The organism is Kitasatospora sp. LaBMicrA B282 (assembly GCF_050325825.1).
Taxonomy (GTDB): domain Bacteria; phylum Actinomycetota; class Actinomycetes; order Streptomycetales; family Streptomycetaceae; genus Kitasatospora.
This window is the reverse complement of the sequence record NZ_JBNQTI010000004.1, coordinates 31,894-53,814: the sequence shown is the minus strand read 5'-3', so window position 1 is coordinate 53,814 and position 21,921 is coordinate 31,894. Positions and strand designations below refer to the sequence as shown.

18 protein-coding genes are annotated in these 21,921 nt (G+C 74.0%); 6 read left to right on the top strand and 12 right to left on the bottom strand.

From position 1 onward, the window contains the following. The first annotated feature begins 69 nt into the window (after positions 1–69). The gene (locus tag ACQRUO_RS02105) at positions 70–720 is read left to right on the top strand and encodes a TetR/AcrR family transcriptional regulator (RefSeq protein WP_428313920.1); all 651 of its coding nucleotides are present in this window, start codon (positions 70–72) and stop codon (positions 718–720) included. Between the two features lie 51 nt (positions 721–771). On the opposite strand, the gene ACQRUO_RS02100 is transcribed toward ACQRUO_RS02105, so the two are convergent. After that, a complete protein-coding gene (locus tag ACQRUO_RS02100) occupies positions 772–1,299 on the bottom strand; it encodes a GNAT family N-acetyltransferase (RefSeq protein ID WP_428313919.1) in 528 nt (175 codons plus the stop codon). 112 nt (positions 1,300–1,411) lie between these two features. Then, positions 1,412–3,499, bottom strand: a complete 2,088-nt coding sequence (locus ACQRUO_RS02095) for a SpoIIE family protein phosphatase (RefSeq protein ID WP_428313918.1) — start codon at positions 3,497–3,499, stop codon at positions 1,412–1,414. Between the two features lie 336 nt (positions 3,500–3,835). On the opposite strand from ACQRUO_RS02095, the gene ACQRUO_RS02090 reads away from it, so the two are divergent. Then, positions 3,836–5,380 (top strand): MFS transporter, encoded by a 1,545-nt coding sequence (locus ACQRUO_RS02090; RefSeq protein ID WP_428313917.1) that lies wholly within the window; start codon positions 3,836–3,838, stop codon positions 5,378–5,380. A 77-nt stretch (positions 5,381–5,457) separates the two neighbouring features. Here ACQRUO_RS02090 and ACQRUO_RS02085 read toward each other — a convergent pair whose 3' ends face one another. After that, the gene (locus ACQRUO_RS02085) at positions 5,458–6,462 is read right to left on the bottom strand and encodes an NADP-dependent oxidoreductase (protein ID WP_428313916.1); all 1,005 of its coding nucleotides are present in this window, start codon (positions 6,460–6,462) and stop codon (positions 5,458–5,460) included. A 115-nt stretch (positions 6,463–6,577) separates the two neighbouring features. On the opposite strand from ACQRUO_RS02085, the gene ACQRUO_RS02080 reads away from it, so the two are divergent. Then, positions 6,578–7,024 carry a winged helix-turn-helix transcriptional regulator gene (locus ACQRUO_RS02080; protein WP_428313915.1) on the top strand — a complete coding sequence of 149 codons (447 nt, stop codon included), beginning with the start codon at positions 6,578–6,580 and terminating at the stop codon, positions 7,022–7,024. 92 nt (positions 7,025–7,116) lie between these two features. Here ACQRUO_RS02080 and ACQRUO_RS02075 read toward each other — a convergent pair whose 3' ends face one another. From ACQRUO_RS02075 to ACQRUO_RS02055, 5 genes are all read right to left on the bottom strand, one after another. Beyond that, the gene (locus ACQRUO_RS02075) at positions 7,117–7,971 is read right to left on the bottom strand and encodes an SCO6745 family protein (RefSeq protein WP_428313914.1); all 855 of its coding nucleotides are present in this window, start codon (positions 7,969–7,971) and stop codon (positions 7,117–7,119) included. A gap of 144 nt (positions 7,972–8,115) precedes the next feature. Then, complete coding sequence (locus tag ACQRUO_RS02070) at positions 8,116–8,688, bottom strand: MgtC/SapB family protein (protein ID WP_428313913.1); 573 nt, start codon at positions 8,686–8,688, stop codon at positions 8,116–8,118. 124 nt (positions 8,689–8,812) lie between these two features. Beyond that, complete coding sequence (gene denD, locus ACQRUO_RS02065) at positions 8,813–9,820, bottom strand: D-erythronate dehydrogenase (protein ID WP_428313912.1); 1,008 nt, start codon at positions 9,818–9,820, stop codon at positions 8,813–8,815. Between the two features lie 130 nt (positions 9,821–9,950). After that, positions 9,951–10,742, bottom strand: a complete 792-nt coding sequence (locus ACQRUO_RS02060) for a class I SAM-dependent methyltransferase (protein ID WP_428313911.1) — start codon at positions 10,740–10,742, stop codon at positions 9,951–9,953. Positions 10,743–10,774: 32 nt separating this feature from the next. Continuing rightward, positions 10,775–11,788 carry an NAD(P)-dependent alcohol dehydrogenase gene (locus ACQRUO_RS02055; protein ID WP_428313910.1) on the bottom strand — a complete coding sequence of 338 codons (1,014 nt, stop codon included), beginning with the start codon at positions 11,786–11,788 and terminating at the stop codon, positions 10,775–10,777. Positions 11,789–11,884: 96 nt separating this feature from the next. Between ACQRUO_RS02055 and ACQRUO_RS02050 the strand changes: the two genes are divergently transcribed. Together ACQRUO_RS02050 and ACQRUO_RS02045 are read left to right on the top strand one after the other, a co-directional pair. Beyond that, positions 11,885–12,562 (top strand): TetR/AcrR family transcriptional regulator, encoded by a 678-nt coding sequence (locus ACQRUO_RS02050; protein WP_428313909.1) that lies wholly within the window; start codon positions 11,885–11,887, stop codon positions 12,560–12,562. A 79-nt stretch (positions 12,563–12,641) separates the two neighbouring features. Continuing rightward, on the top strand, positions 12,642–13,082 hold the full coding sequence (locus ACQRUO_RS02045) for a hypothetical protein (RefSeq protein WP_428313908.1): 441 nt from the start codon (positions 12,642–12,644) through the stop codon (positions 13,080–13,082). A 22-nt stretch (positions 13,083–13,104) separates the two neighbouring features. Here ACQRUO_RS02045 and ACQRUO_RS02040 read toward each other — a convergent pair whose 3' ends face one another. Further along, the gene (locus ACQRUO_RS02040; RefSeq protein WP_428313907.1) at positions 13,105–13,686 is read right to left on the bottom strand and encodes a MarR family winged helix-turn-helix transcriptional regulator; all 582 of its coding nucleotides are present in this window, start codon (positions 13,684–13,686) and stop codon (positions 13,105–13,107) included. Positions 13,687–13,836: 150 nt separating this feature from the next. On the opposite strand from ACQRUO_RS02040, the gene ACQRUO_RS02035 reads away from it, so the two are divergent. Next, positions 13,837–14,814, top strand: coding sequence for an EamA family transporter (locus tag ACQRUO_RS02035; RefSeq protein WP_428313906.1), 978 nt, complete (start codon positions 13,837–13,839; stop codon positions 14,812–14,814). A 17-nt stretch (positions 14,815–14,831) separates the two neighbouring features. Here ACQRUO_RS02035 and ACQRUO_RS02030 read toward each other — a convergent pair whose 3' ends face one another. The 3 genes from ACQRUO_RS02030 to ACQRUO_RS02020 all read right to left on the bottom strand — a co-directional run bounded on the left by ACQRUO_RS02030 (position 14,832) and on the right by ACQRUO_RS02020 (position 21,662). After that, a complete protein-coding gene (locus ACQRUO_RS02030; protein WP_428313905.1) occupies positions 14,832–18,890 on the bottom strand; it encodes a hypothetical protein in 4,059 nt (1,352 codons plus the stop codon). Beyond that, complete coding sequence (locus tag ACQRUO_RS02025) at positions 18,887–19,324, bottom strand: hypothetical protein (RefSeq protein WP_428313904.1); 438 nt, start codon at positions 19,322–19,324, stop codon at positions 18,887–18,889. The genes ACQRUO_RS02030 and ACQRUO_RS02025 overlap by 4 nt, the downstream gene beginning before the upstream one ends. Before the next feature lie 202 nt (positions 19,325–19,526). Then, positions 19,527–21,662: a putative Ig domain-containing protein gene (locus ACQRUO_RS02020; RefSeq protein WP_428313903.1), complete on the bottom strand. Its 2,136-nt coding sequence runs from the start codon at positions 21,660–21,662 to the stop codon at positions 19,527–19,529. Between the last annotated feature and the right edge of the window lie 259 nt (positions 21,663–21,921).

Genomic DNA, 21,921 nt, shown 5'->3' with positions numbered 1-21,921 from the left:
GAGAGTCAAGAGCGTTCGTGATAGCCTCTAACTGAACGGTGGTACTGGACCCTCGAAGCGGGAGTGGACATGGTCGAGTCGGACGCGAGGACGCCACGGGAGCGGTATCGGGCGCAGGTCCGGGAGGAGGTCAAGAAGTACGCCTGGGAGCAGATCGCCACCGCCGGGGCGTCCGCGCTCTCCCTCAACGCCATCGCCAAGCAGGTCGGGATGAGCGGCCCCGCGCTCTACCGGTACTTCGCCAACCGGGACGCCCTGATCACCGAGCTCATCACCGACGCCTACCGCAGCCTCGCCGACACCTTCCGGGCCCGCGCGGTGGCCGGCGCCGACCTCGGCGACCTGGCCCTGGCGCTGCGCGGGTGGGCCCTGGACGACCCCCAGCGGTACCTGCTCGTCTACGGCACCCCCGTGCCCGGCTACCAGGCACCCGAGGACACCACGCGGATCGCCTCCGAGATCATGGCGATCCTCCTCTACGCCTGCACCGCCGCGCCGCCGCCGACCACCCCGGCGACCCCCCTCGACGCCCACCTGGCCGAGCACCGCGGCTGGGCCCAGGACCACCCGGCAACCCCGGCCGATCTCCGCCGCGCGCTCGCCTTCTGGACCCGCCTGCACGGCGTGCTGTCCCTCGAACTCGCCGGCCACTTCACCGGCATGGGCTTCGACCCCGCCGAGCTCTACGCCGCCGAGGTGGACACCCTCACCGGCCGTTGAACACGGCGCGGGAGGGCGTCATCGGCCGGGCGCGGAGCGGGGGTCACCCGCTCACCCTTCAGAGCGCTCGGTGCGGAGCATCGAGAAGATGACCTGGTCGTGCCAGCGGCCGCCACGCCACTGGGCGGAGCGCAGCACGCCTTCCCGGACGAACCCGGCCTTCTCCAGGGCGCGCTGCTCGGCCAGGTTGGCGCAGTCGGTCCAGGCCTGCAGGCGTTCGGCCCTGGTGTGGTCGAAGAGGTACTCGGCGAGTAGCCGTTGGGCGCGGGTGCCGATGCCCCGGCCGTGCGCGGCGGGCACCAGGCCGATCGCCAGGGTCCAGCAGGCGGAGGTCTCGGGCCGCCCCCAGCTGCCGGGGAACCACTCGACCCGGCCCACCGTGACGCCCTGCTCGGCGACCGAGAGCACCCCGCCGTCGGCGCCGAGCAGCCCGGTCTCCGCGAACCGGCGGCGCAGGCCGGCCGGTGAGCCGAAGCCGAACCACTGGTACGGGCCGGCCCCCTGTGGCCCGCTGAACTCGCGCTCGAACAGGTCGAGGTCGTCGGCGGTCACGGGGCGCAGGGTGATCCCGTCTGACACGGAACGGCTCCTGAGGGCTCAGCCGTACGATTCGGGTGGTGCGAACGGTACGAACGGTGTGGGCGACGGTTGCTGACTCTCCCACACCTCGGACCCGCCCCCGGCAGTGGGGTCAGTCCGTCCGCCGCCCGCCCTCGGTCGGGGCCAGCACCCGGGCGATCAGCAGGGCCACGTCGTCCTGGGTGTCGGGGCGGCGCAGCGCGGTCAGGAACAGGTCGCAGGTGTCCTCCAGCGGGCGGCGCGGGCCGGCCGCGAGGTCGGTGAGGGCGTGCAGGCGCAGGTCGATGTCCTGGTCGCGGACCTCGACCAGGCCGTCGGTGTAGAGGATGAAGTCGTCGCCGGGCCGCAGCGTCAGGTCGGTGCTGACGAAGGGCACGCCGCCGACGCCGAGCGGGGCGCCGGTGTCCAGCGCCACCGTGCGGGCCCGGCCGGGGCGGGCGAGCACCGGGGGGAGGTGCCCGGCGTTGGCCAGCCGGCACAGCCGGGTGGCGGGGTCGTAGACCGCGATCAGGCAGGTCGCCAGCGCGTCGCCGAGGTCGCGGGCGGTCTCGTCCAGCTGGGCGAGCAGCTCGTGCGGGTCGAGGCCCAGGCGGGCCAGCGCCCGGGTGGTGGTGCGCAACTGCCCCATGGTGGCCGCCGCGTTGAGGCCGGAGCCCATCACGTCGCCGACCACCAGGGCGGTGCGCTCGCCCGGCAGCGGGATGGCGTCGAACCAGTCGCCGCCGGTCTCGTCGGCGGCGTCGGCGGGCTGGTAGCGGTGGGCGACGGCCAGGCCCGGGGTCGCGGCGGTCTGCTGCGGCGGCAGCAGGTGGCGTTGGAGGGTGAGGGTGGTCTGGCGTTGGCGCTGGTACCAGCGGGCGTTGTCGATGGCGACGGCGGCGCGGACGGCGAGTTCGGTGGCCAGCAGCACGTCGTCGGCGTCGAACGGGGCCTGGTTGCGGGTCCGCTTCAGGTCGAGGGCGCCGAGCACCGAGCCGCGGGCGATCAGTGGCACTGCCAGGTAGGAGTGCAGGCCGGCCTGCTTCAGCAGCTCGACGGCCCGCTCGTCGCGGGCGATCCGCCGCAGGTCCGACTCCTGGACGTGCGGCACCACGATGGGCCGCGCGGTGGCGACGCACTGGGCGACGAGCCGTTGCGGCGGGTAGTGGGTGACCTCGCCGACCGGGTCGGCCGCGTCGGTCGCGGGGGTGGCGTGCGCGGCCTTGACGGCCATCGCGCGAAACCGCGGCCGGCCCGTCTCGGTGCCCGTGCCGGGGGTGCCGGGCAGCACGGCGTCCAGCAGGTCGACGGCGGCGATGTCGGCGAGCTCCGGGACGGTGACGTCCGCCAGCTCCTCGGCGGTGGCGGCCAGGTCGAGCGTGGTGCCGATCCGGATCGAGGCGTCGGCGATCAGCGACAGCCGGCGGCGGGCCCGGGCCGCGCCCAGGGCCTGCTGGTGCTGTTCGGTGACGTCCACCACCGAGATCGCCAGCCCGATCACCCGCCCGGTCTGGTCCTCCAACCGGAAGAACGAGGAGGTCCAGGCGTGTTCGCGGTCCTCGTCGTGCGGCACCCGGCCGGTGGTGAACTCCTCCAGCACCGGCTGCCCGGTGGCCAGCACCTGCCGCATCCGGTCCTCGATCGCCGCGACGTCCAGGAACGGCAGCACCTCGGCCGGGGTGCGGCCCAGGTGCTGGGCGGCCGAGGTGCCGTTGATCGTCTCGAGGGCGGGGTTGACCAGCACGTACCGCAGGTCGGTGTCCAGCACCGCGAGGCCGGTCGGCGCCTGGCCGACCATCCGCGCCGACAGCGCCAGGTCCCGCTCCACGCGCCGCAGCGTCTCGCGGGCGGAGGCGATGCCGAGGGCGTACCAGGTGCCGGAGTCGGCCTGCAGCCGCATGTTGCGCAGCTCCACCAGCACGGTGTGCCCGTCCTTGTGCCGGGCGGGGAAGGCCCCGGCCCAGGTGCCCTCGCCGGCCATCACCCGGGTGAAGGCCTCCAGCACCTCGGCCCGCCGCTCCGGCTCGACCAGCAGGTCCGCGGCGGAGCGGCCCAGTGCCTCCACCCCGCTGAAACCGAACAGCTCCTCCGCGGGCGGGCTCCAGAAGGCGATCCGGCCGCGCCCGTCCAGCACGACCGCCGCCACCCCGAGCAGGTCCAGCAGGCCGCCGGCGGCCAGCGCGGCGTCCGCGGGGCCCAGCCGCTTGGGTCGCTTCGACACGTCCGCCACCTCCCTCGCCCGCTCGGCGTGCCGCGGCCCGCCGTTCCCTCCATGGTCCGCCCCGCCCCGGCCGGAGTCCTGTTGCGCGCCTGCTCGTGCGCCCGCCCGCGTGCCCGCTTGCGCGGCCGCGCGGAGTGTGACCACCGGTTCTGCGGGTACCTGCCCCCGATGGGACCGGACGTCGCCGACGGAGTCGAACCGGAGTCGGCCGTCGCGCGGCGCCGGTGAGCCCGCAGTACGGTCCGTCCGCGCCGGTGACCGACCGGCGCCGACCGGCGCGGGCACCCGCGGCCCGGCACCGCAGGCGCCCGGCCGCGGGCGAGGAGGCGGAGCGCCGTGGAGAAGAAGTGGTGGACCCTGCTGGCGGTCTGCGTCGGCACCTTCATGCTGCTGCTCGACGTCACGATCGTGATCGTCGCGCTGCCCGACATCCAGCGCGCGCTGCACGCCGGGTTCAGCGACGTGCAGTGGGTGGTCGACGCCTACGCCCTCGCGCTGGCCTCGTTCCTGCTGACCTCCGGCGTGCTGGCGGACCGCTACGGGCGCCGGCGGCTGTTCGCGATCGGGTTGGTGATCTTCACCGCCGGCTCGCTGCTCTGCGGCCTGGCCCAGTCGGCGCCGATGCTGATCCTGTCCCGGGCGGGGCAGGGCGTCGGCGGCGCGATCATGTTCGCCACCTCGTTGGCGCTGCTCGGCCACAGCTTCCGCGGCCGGGACCGCGGCGTCGCCTTCGGGGTGTGGGGCGCGATCACCGGGGTGGCCGTCTCGCTCGGCCCGATCCTCGGCGGCGTGATCACCACCGGGATCAGCTGGCGCGGCATCTTCCTGGTCAACGTCCCGATCGGCGTCGCCGCGCTGGCGATCACCCGGTGGCGGGTGGACGAGTCGCGCGCGGCCCACCCGGGCCGGCTCGACCTGACCGGGTTCGCCCTGCTGACCACGGGCCTGGTCGGCGTGGTCTACGGCCTGATCCGGGCGGGGGAGACCACCTGGGGCGACGCCGGAGCGCTCACCGCCTTCGCCACCGGCGGCGCGCTGTTGGTCTGCTTCGTGCTCGCCGAACTCCGGGTCGCCGACCCGATGTTCGACCTGGCCCTGTTCCGCAAGCCGACCTTCGTCGGCGGGCTCTGCGCGGCCTTCGCGATGAACGGCTCGCTCTTCGCGATGTACCTGTACCTGGTGCTCTACCTGCAGAACGTGCTGGGCTACTCGGCGCTGGCCACCGGGGCGCGCCTGCTGGTCACCAGCGGGGCGATGCTGGTGGCGGCCACGGTGGCCGGCCGGTGGAGCGAGCGGGTGCCCGCCCGCTGGCTGATCGGGCCCGGCCTGCTCGCCGTCGGGGTCGGCCTGCTGCTGATGACCGGCCTGCACGCGGACAGCAGCTGGACGCACCTGGTCCCGGGCTTCCTCGTCTCCGGCATCGGTGCCGGATTCGTCAACCCGCCGCTGGCGTCCACCGCCATCGGCGTGGTCGAACCGGAGCGGGCGGGCATGGCCTCCGGCATCAACTCCACCTTCCGCCAGGTGGGCCTCGCCACCAGCATCGCCGCCCTCGGCTCGATCTTCACCACCTCGCTGCGCCACCAGCTGACCCACGCGCTCGCCGCCACGCCGCTGGCCGACCGCGCGGGGCAGATCGTCGACGCCGTCCGCCAGGGCCGGCCCGGTACGGTCACCGGCTCCCTCACCCCGTCGTCGCGCGCCGAACTCCAGACCGCGATCCGCTCGAGCTTCACCGGCGCACTCGACGACCTGCTCGTGGTCACCGCCGTCCTCGCGCTGGTCGGCGGCCTGCTCTCGATCCTGCTCATCCGCCAGCGGGACTTCGCCGTGCGGGAGCCGGTCGAGCCGGCGGGCGCGGCCCGGCCACGCAGTGGGTGAGCGGCGGGTGCGTGGCGTCGTGGATGCGCGGCCGGTACGCGGCGGGTACGCGGCGGCGCCAGGTGCGAGCGGTCGGGTCACACGGTGAGCACGATCTTGCCCGGCACCCGGCCGGTCTCGCTCAGCCGGTGCGCGGCCGCCGCCTCGGTCAGCGGGAGCACCTCGGCGAGCGCCGGGCGGACCCGGCCGTCCGCTGCCAGCGCGGCCAGCTGCGCGAGGTCCGCACCCACCGGGGTGAATCCGAACTCGACGTACCGCAGGCCGCGTTCGGCCGCCAGCGCCCGCGTCACCGTCCGGTCGGGGCCGGTGCCGCGCACGTCGACCAGGGTGCCACCGGGGGCGAGGACGGCCAGCGAACGCGGGCCGTAGTCGCCGGCGATCGGGTCCAGCACCACGTCGACGTCCCGGACCGCCTGCGCGAAGTCCTGCCGGGTGTGGTCGATCAGCTCGTCCGCCCCCAGCCGCCGCAGGAACGCGTGCTTCTCGGCCCGCGCGGTGCCGATCACGTACCCGCCGCGCGCCTTCGCCAGTTGCACCGCGAGGTGCCCGACGCCGCCCGCGGCCGCGTGCACCAGCACGCGTCGGCCGGCCGTCACCGGGGCGACGTGGGTCAGCGCCTGGAAGGCCGTCAGGCCGGCGGTGGGCAGTGCGGCGGCCTGCACCAGGTCGAGCCCCGCCGGCACCGCGGCCAGGCGCTCCTGCGCCACCACCGCGTACTGGGCGTACGCGCCGTGCGGCGGGAAGGCGATCCCCAGCACCGCCTGGCCCACCCGGAAGCCGGACACCTCGGGGCCGAGCCCGGCCACCTCGCCCGCCAGGTCGAGCCCCAGGGTGAACGGCGGCTCGCCGAAGCGGCGCACCTCGCCCGAGCGGATCCGCCAGTCGGCCGGGTTGACGCCCGCGGCCGCCACCCGGACCAGCACCTCCCCGGGGCCCGGCACCGGCCGTGCCACCTCGGCCGGCCGCAGCACCTCCGGGCCGCCGAAGTCGTGCTGGACGACAGCGAGCATGCGCCGGCCCTCGGACCGGTCGGTCGTGTCGTGCTGCCGGGTGTGCTCGGACAAGACGGTGTGCTCGGACATGACGCTGCCCCCTCGTGACGGTCGGTCGCGCCGGGCCGATGCCGGCGCGAGAGCCATCCTGGTCGCAGCACGTATCCCTTGAACAGTAGGTACCTTTCTGATACCTAGGTACCCCATGGAAACCATCGAGGGGGAGCGGCCCGGGGCAGCGCGCCCGGAGGTCGTCTACCGGCGCGACTGCCCCACGCGCACCGTGGTCGAACTGCTCGCCAACAAGTGGACGCTGTACGCCATGGCGGCCCTGCGCGAGGCGGCGGAGCAGGGGAGCGCGCTGCGCTTCAACGAGCTGCTGCGCCGCCTCGACGGCATCACCCAGAAGATGCTCACCCAGACGCTCCGCGCGCTCGAACGCGACGGGCTGGTCGTCCGCACGGTGTACCCGACCTCGCCGCTGCGGGTGGAGTACGCGCTGACGCCGCTCGGAGTCCAGGCCGGCGCACTGACCACCGCGATCGCGCAGTGGTCGGTGGCGCACATCGACGAGATCCTCGCCAGTCGGGCGGCAGCCGCCGGGGCGGACGCGGGGGCGGGCCCCGCCGTGGCCCCGGCGGTGGGCGGCTGACGATCGGCCGGTGGTCGGCTGATGGTCGGCCGTCAGCCGGTGGTCGGTCAGTCGCTGGTCCGTCAGCCGATGGCCGGTCAGCTGGTGGTCGGTCAGCCGGTGGCCGGGAGGCCGATCGGGTTGACCGACGGGAGCTCGGCGCGGCAGCGGGTGCCGAGCGGGCCCAGCGTGGCGGCGAGTTCGTCGAGCTCCTTGCGGTCGAAACCGGTCCAGACGCGGGAGGCGGCCAGGTCGGTGGCGGCCTCCAGGGTCGCGTGCCGGGACCGGCCCAGGGGGCTGATCGTGCCGTCGGGGTGCAGCCAGCCGCGCTCGACCAGGCGGGCGGTGGCGGCGTCCCACTCCTGGTCGGTCCAGCCGCGGATCGGCTGGAGCGTCGCCCGCGGGGTGTCGAGCGCGCAGCGGACCACCAACGCCTCGCAGCCGTCCAGGCCTTCGGTGACCAGCGCCGCCACGTGGCCGTCGCCCCGGTGCTCGCGCAGCACCGTGGTGGCGTGCCACAGCCGGGCCAGCCGGCCCTCGGGGCGCGGCAGGGCGGCGTTGGCGGCGGCCAGGACCCGCCCGCCGCAGTCGAGTCCGTCCACCGCCCGCTCCAGCAGGTCGACCGCGCGGTCGATCGGCTCCGGCTGTGCGGTGTCCAGGACGCGTGCCAGCGCCGCCGTCGCACCCGCCAGCCGGGCGTCGAGCGCGGCCTGCGGCGTGGCGAGCTGCCAGACGCCGGGCAGCGCCCGTTCGACCATGCCGGGCGCGAAGTTGAAGAAGGCCGCGGTCACCGGCGCTGCGTCCACCGGACCGAGTGGGGCCGACCGCCCGCCGAAGTAGCCGCGCCAGAAGCCGCGCAGCCCGGCGGACTCGAAGGCCTGGAGGCCCTCGGGCGCGAAGTAGGTCACGGCGTGGATCGGTTCGAACAGCCACCACAGGGCACGGGCGGGGTGGACTACCTCGGGCATCGGTCACCTCATCGTCACAGCGGGCCGCGGCTGTCGCGTGCCCCGGCGCGGTGGCCGGCGGATCCGCGGGCCGCACCGAGGGGGTTGACTACCCAGTTCGGGGGACGGCAATCAGATGATCGGGTTCCTCCCGGCGGTCGGCCGTCAGGACCGGGATCCGGCCTCGGCGAGCTCCGGCTCGGCCGTCCGCTCGCCCGTCCGCTCGGCTGCGGCGGCCGGCGGTCGTTCGTCCCGGTCGGCGTCCGGGCACTCCGGGGAGCGGCCCGTGAAGACGTCGTCGTCCTCGGCGAACGGGCGGGCCCAGCGGCGGCCGTCCAACAGCCGCAGCCCCGGGATGTGGCGGATCTCCAGCGTCAGCAGCGCCAGCACGGTGCCGGTGGTGGCGAGCAGCAGCATGCCCATCCCCGCCGCCGCACCGATCGCGGCGGCGGCGAAGATGGTGGCGGCCGTGGTGATCCCGCGCACCACGTCCCCGTTCGCCCGGGCCTCCCGGAAGGTCAGCCCGCCGCCGATGAAGCCGACACCGGTGATCACGCCGGTCAGGGCGTTGGGCGCGTCGTGCTGTGCCAGGGCCGCGACGATCGCCGCGCCGACCCCGATCAGGGAGAACGTCCGGTCGCCGGCGGCCGCCCCGCGCAGCGAGCGCTCGAAGCCGACGGAGTAGGTCAGGGCGAAGGCGGCGAGCAGGTGTTCCACCAGCGGGAGGTCGTGAGTCATGGGAGGCATTGAACCCTACGCACCGGCCGGGTCCACCACGGACTCCCTGGTGGGAGGGGGTGCGGCGGTGCGCGACGGCCCCGCCGCACGGTGCTGCCGAGGCCCGCCGACCGATCGCCGAGGCTCACGCCGACGCCTCCGCCGACCGGTCGGCGAGGTACTCCCGCACGATCGACTCGAAGTCGGGGTCGGGGGACAGGCCCAGCGCGGCCGCCCGGCGGTGGTCGAAGACGGCGGGCCAGGAGGCGACGATCGCCTCGACGGTCGGGTCGGGGGCAACGGTCACCAGCTCGGCGACCTGATCGCCGGCGAGCCGGCGCAGGGTGGCGAGCATCTCGGCGACCGTGACGGTGAGGGCGGGGAGGTTGACCGGCGCGTGATCGCCGAGCCGACCGGCTCCGCTGCCGCGCTCGGCCTGCGCGAGGCGGAGCAGGGCCCGGACGGTGCGCCGGGGCGAGGCCACGGCGACCGCCAGCTCGGGGCGGACCGGGCAGCGGGCGGGCAGCCCGGCGAGGGGCTCGCGGATGATCGCGGACAGGAAGCCGGAAGCGGCCGCGTTGGGCGCGGTGGGCCGGACGGTGACGGTCATCAACCGTGCGACGCGTCCGTCCAGGAAGCCGCGGCGGGTGTAGTCGGCGATCAGGTGCTCGCAGACCAGCTTCTGGGTCCCGTAGCTGGAGCGCGGCAGTGGCGGGGTCGACTCGCTGACCACCGGCGGCAGCGGCAGGCCCGGCTGGGCGCCGTAGACGGCCAGGCTGCTGGCGAACACCAGGCGCACCACCGGCCCGCCGCCGGTCCGTTGGGCGCGGGCGGCCTCCAGCAGGGCGCGGGTGGTGTCGAGGTTGGCGCGCATGCCGAGGTCGAAGTCGGCCTCGCACTCCGCGGAGACCGCGGCGGCGAGGTGGAACAGCACGTCCACGGGCTGCGCGAACACGTCGTCGAGACGGTCGACGAGATCGCCGTGCACCACCTCCACCAGCGGATCGCCCGCCGCAGCCGAGGCGGGCGGCAGGACGCGGTCGACCAGCACCAGCCGCTCGACCGGCACGCCGCACAGCGTCCGCGTGGTGCGCAGCGCGTCGGCGAGCCGGCCCCCGAGGAAGCCGAACGCGCCCGTGATGACGATCCTCATGGTGTCTCCTCGTGCCGTGGTCCCGGCGCCGTCCCCGCGGGAAGACGTGCCCGCACCGGGACACTGCCCCGGGCAGCGGCGTCGATGCGTGTGCCCTCGAACGGAACAGTCACCTTCCCCGGCCGGCCCGTCACCCCGGTGCGGGCCGCCGGAACAACGCCGTCCAGAGGATCGGCAGGCCGAACCGGCCTTCGGACGTGGCCGACTCGTTCCGCATCCGGCGCAACTCCACCTCCTGGAGCCCCAGTGGTCCCTCGACGAAGATCCGGCGCAGCTCCTCGGCGGTGTAGGCCAGGCCGCCGTGCAGGGTGCCGTCCCGGTACAGCTGCGCGTCGGGGACGCGGGTGCCCGTCCCGTCGCCGTCCGGCGCGAAGCAGACCAGCCCCAGGTGCCCACCGGGCGCCAACAGCCGCTCCAGCAGCGCCAGGTAGCTCGGCCGCCGGTGCGGCGGCAGGTGGTGGAAGAACCCCGAGTCGTAGACCAGGTCGTACGGTCCGGTCAGCGCGGCGCCCGCCGGGCCGAACGCGTCCCCGCAGTGGAAGCGCACGCCCATGTCACAGCCCAGGTGGTACTCGAACTGGTCCTGCCGGCTGCGCGCCCAGTCCAGCGCGTCCCGGGAGAGGTCCAGCCCGTCCATCAGGAAGCCCTGCATCTGCAGGTGCAGGGTGTTGCGGCCGTTCCCGCAGCCGAGGTCCAGCCCCCGCCGGGCACCCGGACGCGGCTCGAGCACCCCGCGGTCCAGCAGGGCCACCAGACTCTCGTCCGGCTCCTTCGTGAAGAACGGCACCGGCCGGCTCCGGTCCGCGTAGAACCCCGCCCACTTCTCCCGGTCCGCGGCGAACAGCCCGTCCAGCAGGGAGAGCAGCTCCTCTTCCGTCCGAGCCCCCCGCACCTCGCCCGGTTCCTGCTGTTCCTGCGTCATGCCCGCCCCTCCCTTCGTCCCGGCCGACCCTCTCACGTGGTGATGACGAGTTTGCCGCGCGCCCGACCGTCCAGCAGATGGCGGACGGCAGCCGCGGTCTCGTCGAGCGGGTAGGTCCGTTCGACGCTGGGGACGAGCTCGCCCGCCTCGATGAGCTCGCGCAGGGCGGTCAGGTCGGCGGCGTTCTCGGAGGCGACGAAGGTGCCGAGCCGCTGGCCGACGAACGGAGAGAGCAGGTGCGCGCGGAGCTGGCGGTCGAGGCCGTCGAGCCATCGTCCGCCGGTCTCGCCGCCAATGATGACGAGCCGTCCGGTGGCGGTGAGCGCGCGGCGCAGCTGCCCCAGTGGGCGGTTGCCGCCGATGTCGAGGATGACGTCGTGGCGGTGCTCGCCACCGGGGATGTCCGCCCGGGTGTAGTCGATCACGTGGTGCGCGCCCAGCGCCCGGACCAGGTCGACCTTCGCGGTGCTGCACACGGCGGTGACCTCGGCGCCGGCCGCCCGGGCCAGCTGCACGGCGAAGGTCCCGACCCCGCCGGAGGCGCCGATCACGAGCACCCGCTGCCCGCTCCGGACCTGCCCGTGGTCGCGAACGGCCTGGAGGGCGGTGAGCCCGGAGACCGGCACCGCGGCCGCCTCGGCGAAGGAGACGGTGCCCGGTCTGGGCGCGAGCTTGGCGGGGTGGGCGCGGGCGTACTCGGCGAGGGTGGCGGTGCCGATGCCGTACACCTCGTCGCCGGGCCGGAAGCCGGTCACCCGGGCGCCGACGGCCGCGACGGTCCCGGCGAGCGCGCGGCCGGGATTGGCGAGTTTCGGTCGGCGGACCCCGAAGCCGGCGAGGCGGACCGGGTACGGCTGACCGGCCATCAGGTGCCAGGTCCCGCGGTCCACCCCGGTCGCGTGCACTCGCACCAGGACCTCGTCGGGCCCAATCCGCGGGGTGCCGCGCTCCGCGACGCGCAGTACGTCCTCGGGAGCGGCGCCGTACCGGTCCTGGACGACCGATCGCATGGTCGTCGGCCCGGGCAGTTGCTGTTCGGCAGACATCACGACACTCCCACTCGCAGCTTGTTCCTTACAGCGTAAGGCTCGCCCTTACGTTGTAAGCTGTCAAGTCGTCGCGTCAGAGCACCGGAGGAGCAGATGACCGCCCGGACCGATCCGGCCGCCTCGGCCCGCACGCCGCTCACCCGCCACAAGGTGCTGCAGGCCGCGGTGGCGCTCGCCGACGAGCAGGGGCTGAAGGCCGTCACCATGCGCAGGCTCGGCGAGGCGGTCGGCGTCGAGGCGATGTCCCTGTACACGCACGTCGCGAACAAGGACGACCTGCTCGACGGCATGATCGACGTGGTCTTCGGCGAGACCGACCCGCCGGCCGGCCCGGCGGACTGGAAGACGCAGCTGCGCCGGCGAGCCGTCTCGGTGCGCCGGACCCTGGCCCGGCACCGCTGGGCGATCGGCCTGATGGAGTCGCGCGCCACCCCCGGCCCGGCGACGCTGCGCCACCACGACGCCGTCCTCGGCTGCCTCCGCGCCGCCGGCTTCTCGATCGAACTGGCCGCGCACGCCTACTCCGCGCTGGACAGCTACGTCTACGGCTTCGCCCTGCAGGAGCGCGGCCTGCCCTTCGACTCGCCGGAGGAGAGCGCGCAGGTGGCCCAGGCCATCCTGACCCAGATCCCGGCCGACCAGTACCCGCACCTGGTCGAAGTGGCGACCCAGTACGTGCTGCGACCCGGCTACGACTACGGCAGGGAGTTCGAGTTCGGGCTCGACCTGATCCTTGACGGACTCGAACGAGCCGTCGAGGCGCGGGGGTAGCGGGGTCAGCCGTACTGGGGCGGCGCTGCGGCGACGCAGATTATCGTCTGAATGACGATAATCTGTTAGCCTTGCCGACATGAGAGTCGTGCTCACCCGGGAGAGCGTGTGCATGGGGGACGATGCCGAGGCTCCGCACGAGACCGCCTGGGAGGTCGATGGCGGAGCGACCCTGGCGGATGTCTTGGAGCAGGCCGCCGGCTGCTGTCCGCACCTTCGGAGAGGCTGCTGGATCGCCCACCTCGGATACAACCGGCCTGACGGTGCGCCGCTCGCGCTGCTGGCGCCGCAGTGGCCGCGGCCGCGGGTGCTGCTCGGGGCGGACGCCCAGGCCGAGCTCGGCGCGCACTCCGACGAGCTGGAGATCTTCTGGGGCTACCGGTCCGGCGCGGATCCGGAGGCCCTGTGGCGGCAGCTGGGTGGCGGTCAGGTCCACGAACCCCTTCGGAGTGTCGAATCGCGACCCGGCTGGCTGCGGTTCTCGCGCCGGCGGCGGCCGCGCCGACGCTCGGCGGCGTGACCTCGTAGCCCGTCGGAGGTCATCAGCCGAACAGGGTGGTGTCTCCGCGGGAGGCGAGGAGTTTGCGGAGCAGGGCGCCGAGTTGGGTGCGTTCCTCGGGGGAGAGGGCGCTGATCAACTGCTCCTCGTTCTCGATGTGACCCTGCAGGATGTCGTCCACCAGGGTGCGGCCCGCCGGGGTCAGTCGGATCAGGACGGCGCGGCGGTCGGTCGGGCTGGGGTGGCGCTCGACCAGGCCCTTGGCGGAGAGCCGGTCGACCCGGTTGGTGATCGCGCCCGAGGTGACCATGGCCGACTTGAGCAGTGTGCCGGCGCTGAGCTCGTACGGCTCGCCGGAGCGGCGCAGGGTGGCGAGCACGTCGAACTCGGACAGGTCGAGGTTGTGCGGCGAGAAGTACTCGCGCAGGGAGACGGCGACGTGGTTCTGGAACCGGTTGATCCGGCCGATCAGGGACATCGGGACCGGGTCCAGATCGGGTCGCTCGCGCTGCCACTGGTCGATGACGTCGTCCACCGCGTCGCGGCACGCCGGCCGGTCGGCGTGCGCCGTCTGCTCCGGCTGCACCGACTGTTCGGGTTCGCCCTGCTGGCCCCGCTGCGCCATGTCGCGGCTCCTCGTGCTCGGCGGTGGTGTCGTGGGGTCGACCACCGGTCGACCGAAAGTATCTCACCGTTGAGATACTTGACGTTAAGGGGGTTGCGGCGTAGAAAGTATCTCAACGTTCAGATAATCAACGCTGAGAGGTGGCCTGTCATGGCTGGGGGACGCGTGGGCACGGGGCGGGCCGGGCGGATCGGGGTGGTCGCCCTGGCGGCGCTGGCTCCGGCCTCCTGGGGCACCACCTATCTGGTGACCACGCAACTGTTGCCCGACGGACGCCCGATGCTGGCCGCGGTGATGCGAGCGCTACCAGCCGGGCTGCTGCTCCTGCTGCTCGGTCGCAGACTCCCGAGAGGCCGCTGGTGGGGCCGGGCGGTCGTGCTGGGGATGCTCAACATCGGGCTGTTCTTCCCGCTGATCTTCATCGGCGCCTACCGGCTGCCCGGCGGCGTCGCGGCGACCATCGGTGCGCTGCAGCCGCTGCTGGTGGCCGGCTTCTCGATCGGGGTGCTGAAGGTGCGGCCCGGCCGGCGGGCGGTGCTGGCCGGTCTGGTCGGCGCCGGCGGGGTGGCGCTGCTGGTGCTCAAGGCGGGTGCCAGGCTGGACCCGACCGGGCTGGTGGCGATGGTGGTCGCGATCGTGCTGATGGCCATGGGCACGGTGCTGACCCGCCGTTGGGGTCGGCCGGACGGTGCGACCATGCTCGACCTGACGGCCTGGCAGCTGGTGGTCGGCGGGATCTTCCTGGTCCCGGTGGCGGGGTTCTCCGAGGGCCTGCCGCCCGCGCCCACCGCGGACAACGTGATCGGCTTCGCCTACCTCGGGCTGTTCAGCACCGCGCTGGCCTACGTGCTCTGGTTCCGCGGCATCGAACGGCTCGGCGCCGGCCCGGCCTCCTTCCTCGGTCTGGTGAACCCGTTGGTGGCCACGGCGGGCGGGATCATCGTGCTGCACCAGACCCTGACGGGCTGGCAGGTGCTCGGACTGGTGCTGGCCCTCGGCGCGATGCTGGCCGGCCAGGGGAAGGGGCAGGGCCGGCGGCTGCGGCGCACGCCGACGGTCGCTGCGGCGGCCGCACCACTCGACGCAGCGGTTGCCGAGGGCGCTCCGCGGGAGGGCGCGACGGCGTAGTACTCGAGCGGGACCGGTCAGCTCCCCGGGCAGGTGTCCTGGTAGGGCTGGGTCAGCTGGTAGGTGACCTTCCAGTTGACGGCGGAGAGTCCGCCGCCGGCGATCCGGCAGGCCATGCCGATCGGGTCGTCGGCGATCGCGGGCAGGGCGCCGAGGTCCCACAGCTGGGCGGAGCCGTCCGCGCGGACGACCACCAGGGTCCTGCCGTCCGGACCGAGCTGCACGTCCGAGACGTCGCTGGCGGTGTCCGGCAGGGTGGCGGCCAGGCCCGGGTGGGCCGGGTCGCCGGCCTCGTAGAGGGCGACGACGCCGTTCCGCTGGCCCACCGCGATCAGCTTGCCGTCGGGGTGGTAGGAGAGTTGGATCACGTCGGAGGGCAGGCTGACGCTGCTCAGTGGCTGCGGCCCGCTGCTCGCTCCGAGCTGCCAGAGCTCGAATCCCTTGAGGTCGGTGGCGGCCAGGACCTTGGCGTCCGGCCGGAAGGCGGCGGCGGTCGTACCGCTCCAGGAGTCGGTCGAGCCGTCGGACTTGGCGACCGGCGCCGGCACCGGCGCGGACGGCTTCGAGACGTCCCAGAGCGAGTTCGGCAGGGCCAGCCACCGGCCGTCCGGGCTGAACGCGGTGGGTTGGTGGATGATGGTGGTCGACCCGAGACTCTTGCTGGTGGCAAGTTCGGTGGCGGCGGCCGGAACCGTGGTGTCCCACAGAGCGCTCCAGGACGCCTCGAAGAACTTGCCGCCCGAGACCGCGAGCAGCTCGGAGCGCGGGCTGAAGGCCAGCGAGCCCACCCCCGAGGCCATGGGCAGCGTCGCCAGCACCCGGGCTCGCCCAGGATCGGTGACGTCCCAGAGCGTGACCTGGCCCTCCTCCCCGTTCACGCCCGTCGCGGTGCCGACCGCGAGAACGGCGCCGGTCCGGTTGAAGGCCGCCGCGGTGACCCGCCGACCTGGCTGGCCGGGCAGCGGTGGCAGCTCGCGGGGATGGGTGGGGTCGGAGGTGTCCCAGAGGTGTGTGTCGCCGGTGAAGCCGCCGGCCGCCAGCAGCTTCCCGTTCGGGCTGAACGCGGCCTCGTCGAGGTTGTGGCCGCTGAGCGTGGCGACCTGCGCCGGGGCTGAGCGGTTGTCGACCAGCCATTGGGAGACCGCTCCGTCGCCGTCGGCCAGGAACACCCGCTGCCCGTCCGGGCCGAATCCGGCGGCGTCGATCGCGGGGAAGCTCGCCGGGGTGGTGGGCAGGTCGTCGGACTTCGGGACGGACGGGCTGGCGCCGTGCGAGCCGGTCAGGACGCTCCGGGCTTGCGGGTGCGCCGGGTCCGTGACATCCCAGAGGCGGGAACTGCCGTCCAGGGCCGTGGTGATGAGCAGGCCGTGCGGTCCGAACGCGATTGCCTGGACCTGGTCGGAGTTGTTGAGGACCGCGAGCTGCCGCGGGGCACTCGGGTTGCTGAGGTCCCAGAGGAAGGCCGAGCGCTGGTAGGAGGTGGCCAGGATCGGGCCGGTGGGGCTGAACACGGCCGCACCACCGATCAGCGGCTGTTCGGCCACCGCTCGTGGCCGGGTCGGATCCGAGAGGTCCCAGACCTGCCATCCCGTGCGGTGGGTGATCGAGCCCGGCGTGAGCGATTCATCCTTGGCGGTGATCGTCCCGGAACTGGTGACCAGCGTCCGGCCGTCGGCGCTGAACGTGGCGAACTGGGCCTGATCGGCGCTGACCGGCGTACCGAGGCGGCGCGGTGCCGTGACGTCGCTGATGTCCCAGAGCGTCAGCGTGCCGGTCGCACCGTCACCCGAGAGGAGGGCCAACCGGCGGCCGTCGGGGCTGATGGCGGCGCCCTGCATGCCGGCGCCGACGTCGGCCTGGAAGGCCAGCTTCCGCGGGTGGTGCCGGTCCGAGAGGTCCCAGAGGATCACGTCGTTCGCGGCGGGCTTGCTGCCGGGCGATTCCCCGCCGGGGCCGGCGACGCTGACCAACAGGCGCTGGTCCGGGCCGAAGACCAGCTCCCGGATCGGGTTGACGTGGTCCGTCAGCGTGGCGAGCGGACGCGGCTGCCGGACATCGGTGGTGTCCCACAGTCGCACCGTCGAGTACTTGGTCCCGCTCGTGTCGGCCAGCATGCTGCCGTCAGGGCTGAAGACGGTGTCGAACGGGCTCTGTCCGACCGCCCCCGGTGCCGAGCCGCCGTCGAGCGGCGTCTGCAGGAGCGTGGTGATCAGCCCGGTCCGCCCCTCCTGGGTGGGGCGCAGCAGCAGCGCGGTCAGGCTCAGCTGGAGCGAGAGCTGCGGGTCGCTGGTCCGCAGCAGGTCGGCCTGGGCCTGCAACAGCTCTTCGTTGGCCAGGTTGCGCTGCCTGTTCGCGGCGGTGCGCTGCTGGTCCGCCAGCTGCTGCTGGCTGATCGCGGCGTCGGTCAACGCCAAGGCGGTCAGCGTGAGCGCCAGCAACAGCGCGATCGCGCCGCGGCGGACGGTGGTGCTGCGCCGGCTGCGGCGGATCGACGCGTCCAGGAAGGCGGTGGCGGTGGGGCCGAGCCCCTGCTGCCCGGTGCGCTTCGCCCACGCGCGGGCGACCTCCAGCTGGCTGCCCCGGTACAGCAGGTCGGGGTCGCGGCGGACCGGCAGCGCCCAGGCGGCGGCCGCCTCCTCCAGCTTCTGGCGCAGCAGGTTGTCGGCGCGGTCGGCGTCGATCCAGCGGCGCAGCCGGGGCCAGGCGTCCAGCAGGGCCTCATGGGTGATCTGGACGGTGTCGCGCAGCCTGGTGAGCAGGCGTCTGCGGGTGAAGCCGGCGAGCACCGCCTCGGCGGCGGTGGGGTCCAGGCCCTCGGTCAGTTCACGTTCGGTCCGGGCGCGGCGGGTGTCGTCCGATCCGTCGCCCACCCTGACCAGACGTCGGAAGATCACCGTGGTGGCCTGCCGGCCGTCCGCCGCCAGCCGGCGGTAGACGTCCTCCGCGGTCTCCGCGACCGCGCCCTGGATCCGGCCGGAGGCCCGGTAACCGTCGACGGTCAGCACGGATCCGTGCCGTTGCTGCCAGGTGACCCGCAGGGCGTGGGCGAGCAGCGGCAGGCGCCCGGCCTCGTAGCCGCGCTCGGGAGTCGAACCGCCGCTGCCCCTGTCGCCTTTGCCGTCGGCGTCCGGGTCATCGCTGTCCGGGTCGTGGGAGCGCGACGGCCCGTGCGCGGTGACCCCGGTGACCCCCAGGTCGCTCAGCAGCAGCTCGACCAGGCCCTCCTCGAACGCCAGCCCCTCCCGCTGGGCGGGGAAGAGGATCGCCTCCCGGAGTTCGGTGCGCGACAGCGGTCCGAGGAAGACCTGACGGTGCTCCAGGGCGGTGCGCAGCGGGTCGTACTGGGCGAACCGGGCGTAGAAGTCCGCCCGCACGCCGTAGACGACCAGCGCCGGCGGTCCGTCGGCGGCGTTCGCCGGCTGCGCGGTCAAGTGCTCCAGTGCGGCGACGAGCCGGCGCCGCTGCTCCTCGTCGGCGACCTGGGTGAAGAGCTCCTCCGCCTGGTCGACGATCACGACCAGCCGGCCGGCCCGCTGCCGGTCGAGCGCCGCCCGGAGCCGGTCGCCGAGGGCCTGCGGGTCGTCGGCCAACTCGCGTTCGATCTCCGCCGGCTCGCCACCGGTCAGCGCGGCCAGGTGCCTACTGAGGGCGATCACCGGATGGGCGCCCGGCGTGAACACCAGGCAGGGCCAGTGCCGCGAGCCGGGCAGCGTCCCACGGGCGAGTGCGGGCACCAGGCCGGCCTGCAGCAGCGAGGACTTGCCGGCTCCCGAGGCGGCCACCACTGCGACCGCGCCGCCCTCCTGGAGGCACTGGTCGAGCCGGCTGGTCAGCCGGGTGAGGGTCTGCTCGCGGCCGAAGAACCACTGGGCCTGCTCGGCGCCGAACGCGGTCATCCCGGGGTACGGGCACTCGTCGCTGCTGTCGCTGCCGGCCTCGACCCGGCGCACGCGGTGGACGCCGTCCCCGTAGTGCACGTGCAGGTCGCGGGCGGCGACGTACTGGTCGCCCGCGGCCATGTAGATGGTGCCGGAGCCGGAGGCGTACGCCTCCAGCCGGACCGGCGGTTCACTCACTGACCGGTGACGTGCATGGTGTGTCCGGACATGAAGACCTTCGCGTGGTCGGAGGCCGTTGCCCGCATGCTCACCCGGGACCCACCCCCCTCCGAGTCGGAGTCGCTCTCGTCCCGGTTCAGTTCGGCCACCAGCTCGCGCAGTTCGGTGGCGAGCGACGGGTCGGCCCGCAGCGCGTCGCGCAGCCGGGTGCGCCACTCGACGGCCAGTTCCTGTGCCGCCTGCTCGTCACCGGCCTGCCGGGCCGCCAGCAGTTCCTCGCGGGTCTCGGTCAGTTGGGCCTCGACGGCCTCCGCCGCCTCGGGCTGCTGCGGGTGCCGGCGTCGCCAGAAGGCGGTGACCGCCTGCTTGGCGTTCTCCCAGCCGTCCGTGGCGAGCCGGCCCACCAGTGCGGTCGCCGCCGATGATGCCAGGGCCACCAGTTCGGGATCCATCTCCAGTCCCCGCTTCTGCCGTAGGAGCAGTCAAGACATGACCATGCGTCAGCACTGCGCGTCATTCTGCTCCTGACCCGAATCGGTGGACAACTCCCGTGGTCAGCGGGGGAGTCGGAGGAGCTGTCCGGAGTGCGGCCGCCCGGGGACCGTGGTCGCGGTCCCCGGGCGGCCCCGGCCTGCGGCTGCGCTCAGGGGTGCCTCAGGAGGTCTGCAGCGCGGTGTCGTCCAGGACGAAGCTGGTCAGCTGCGGGGAGTTGTCCTCGGTGCCGACGAACTTCACGGTGACGGTCTGGCCCATCCAGCGCGAGAGGTCGACCCCGTACTGCTGGTAGCCCTTGTGGGCGTCGCGGTTGGACCAGGTGCCCAGGGTGGTGGTGCCGGTGCTGCTGACCACCTGGACCTGGAGGGTGTCGGCGGCGCGCTGGGTGTGCTTGGCGGTCTCCACGTGCAGCCAGAAGGAGAGCGAGGCCCGCGAGCAGCCGGTGGGGATGGTGACGGTCTGCCAGAGGCTGTCGGTGGCGGCCTGGCCGTAGCCGTCCAACCAGGTGTCCCAGCCGCCGCCGTGGCTGGGCTGGGCGGACATCGCGTTGTTGAGCACGCCCGGGGTGCTCTTCCAGGGTGCCATGTCCGTGCCGGCCTCGAAGCCCGGGTTGCCGAGCAACTGGCTGTCGGTGCAGGGGGTGGTGGCGCTGTTGACGGTCCAGCTGAAGGTGGCGGTGCCGCTGGCGCCGGCCCCGTCGGTGGCGGTGACGGTCACCTGGGTGGTGCCGGCGGTGGTCGGGGTGCCGGAGATCAGGCCGGTGTCGGAGATCGACAGGCCGGCCGGCAGGCCGCTCGCCCGGTAGGTGACGGTCTGCGCGCTGTCGGAGTCCACCGCGGTGATCTGGAGCGAGGCGGCGGTGCCGGTGGTGGTGACCTGGTTGCCCGGGTTGGTCACGGTCACGCCCTGGCCGGGCGGGGTGCTGCCCCCGCCGCCCGTGCCGCCGCCGCCCGTGGTGCCCCCGCCACCGGGGTTCCCACTGCCGGGGTTCCCGCCGCCGGTGGTGCCCCCGCCGCCGCCCGTCGTGCCGCCGCCGGAGGAGGCGGCGGCCGTGAAGGCGGCGGTGCCGTTGGGCGTGCCGAGCCCGGTCGGGCCGTCGTAGCCGGTGCCGGCGGTGCACAGGTAGCTCGGTGTGCAGGAGGCGGTGGCGCCGGAGGTGACGTCGTTGAGCGCGTCGGTGTGCGCGTACGGGTAGGCGGCCGGGGTGGTGCCGGCGGCCGGCGGGCCGGCCAGGGCGTAGGTGGCAGCGATGATCGGGGCGGCGGCCGAGGTGCCGCCGATCACGTTCCAGCCGCCGTTGCCGTTGGAGGTGTCGTAGGTGGCGACCCCGGTGGCCGGGTCCGCGACGGCGGACACGTCGGCGACGGTGCGCTTGCCGCAGCCCTTGTCCTGCTGCCAGCCGGGCTTGGGGTCGTAGCCGGAACACCCCGAGCCGGCACCCTCGGTGGGCGAGGTGGCCCAGGTGGACTCGGTCCAGCCGCGCGCGTTGTTCGCCTTGGTCAGCGCGGTGCCGCCGACCGCGGTGACGTACTGGGAGGCGGCCGGGTACTCGACGCCGAAGCCGGAGTCACCGGAGGAGGCGGTGATCGCCACCCCGGGGTGGTTGTAGAACCGGGCGTCCTCGCTGGTCTCGTCGGGCGACTCGGGCCCGCCGTAGCTGTTGGAGACGAACTTGGCGCCCAGCTTGACGGCCGCGTTCACCGCGGTGCCCAGGTCCTCCCCGCTCTCGGTGTTGGCCTCCACCAGCAGGATGCGGCAGTTGGGGCAGACGGCCGAGACCATGTCGATGTCCAGCGACTCCTCGCCGGTCCAGTCGTCGTTGGCCGGGGCGGGCTGCGGCAGGCCGGCGGTCTGGCCGTCCTGGTCGACCTTGGTGAAGCAGCCGTCCGCCGAGGTGCAGGCGGGCAGGTTGAACTGGCTCCGGTAGACGCCGAGATCGCTCTCGGCGGTGGGGTCGTCGTAGGCGTCGACGATGGCCACCGTCTGCCCCTTGCCGCCGGCCGCGGCGGCCGAGGCCAGGTTGTAGGCGGACTGCAGGTCCGCGGGCCCGTAACCGCCGACGTCGGCGGCGGCCCGGGTGGCGCCGGGGCGGGCCGCCTGCGGCTTGACGTCGGTGCGGACCAGGGCGTTGCACGCGTAGTGGCCGGGTGAGGCGGGCGGACAGGCCTCGCGGTAGTGCTCGGCGGCGGCGCTGTCCCGGTGCATGGTCACCCCGGGGGCGACCGCCGCGTTGGCGTTGAGCGCGATGACGCCGCCGGCGATCACGGCGGCTATCGAGGAGCCCACCGCGGCCACGCGGACCCGGCGTCGGAGGGAGGACCGCCGGTGGGAGCGCCTGCTGGGCGGCGTCTGAGCGTGTGACAAAACGTTTCTCCTGTGGGAGGGCGGTGAGGGAGTGGGGTGATCCGGGTTCCGTTGATCACCGGTCACGTGGCCCGATCCTAGGCAGGACGAAACGCGCGAACGTGATAAAGCGGACTTCCACAGAGAGCCCTAAGGAAGCGCTCATCTGACCCTTCGACTGACGCTGCCGGCTGTCCGGCCCCGCTCGCGG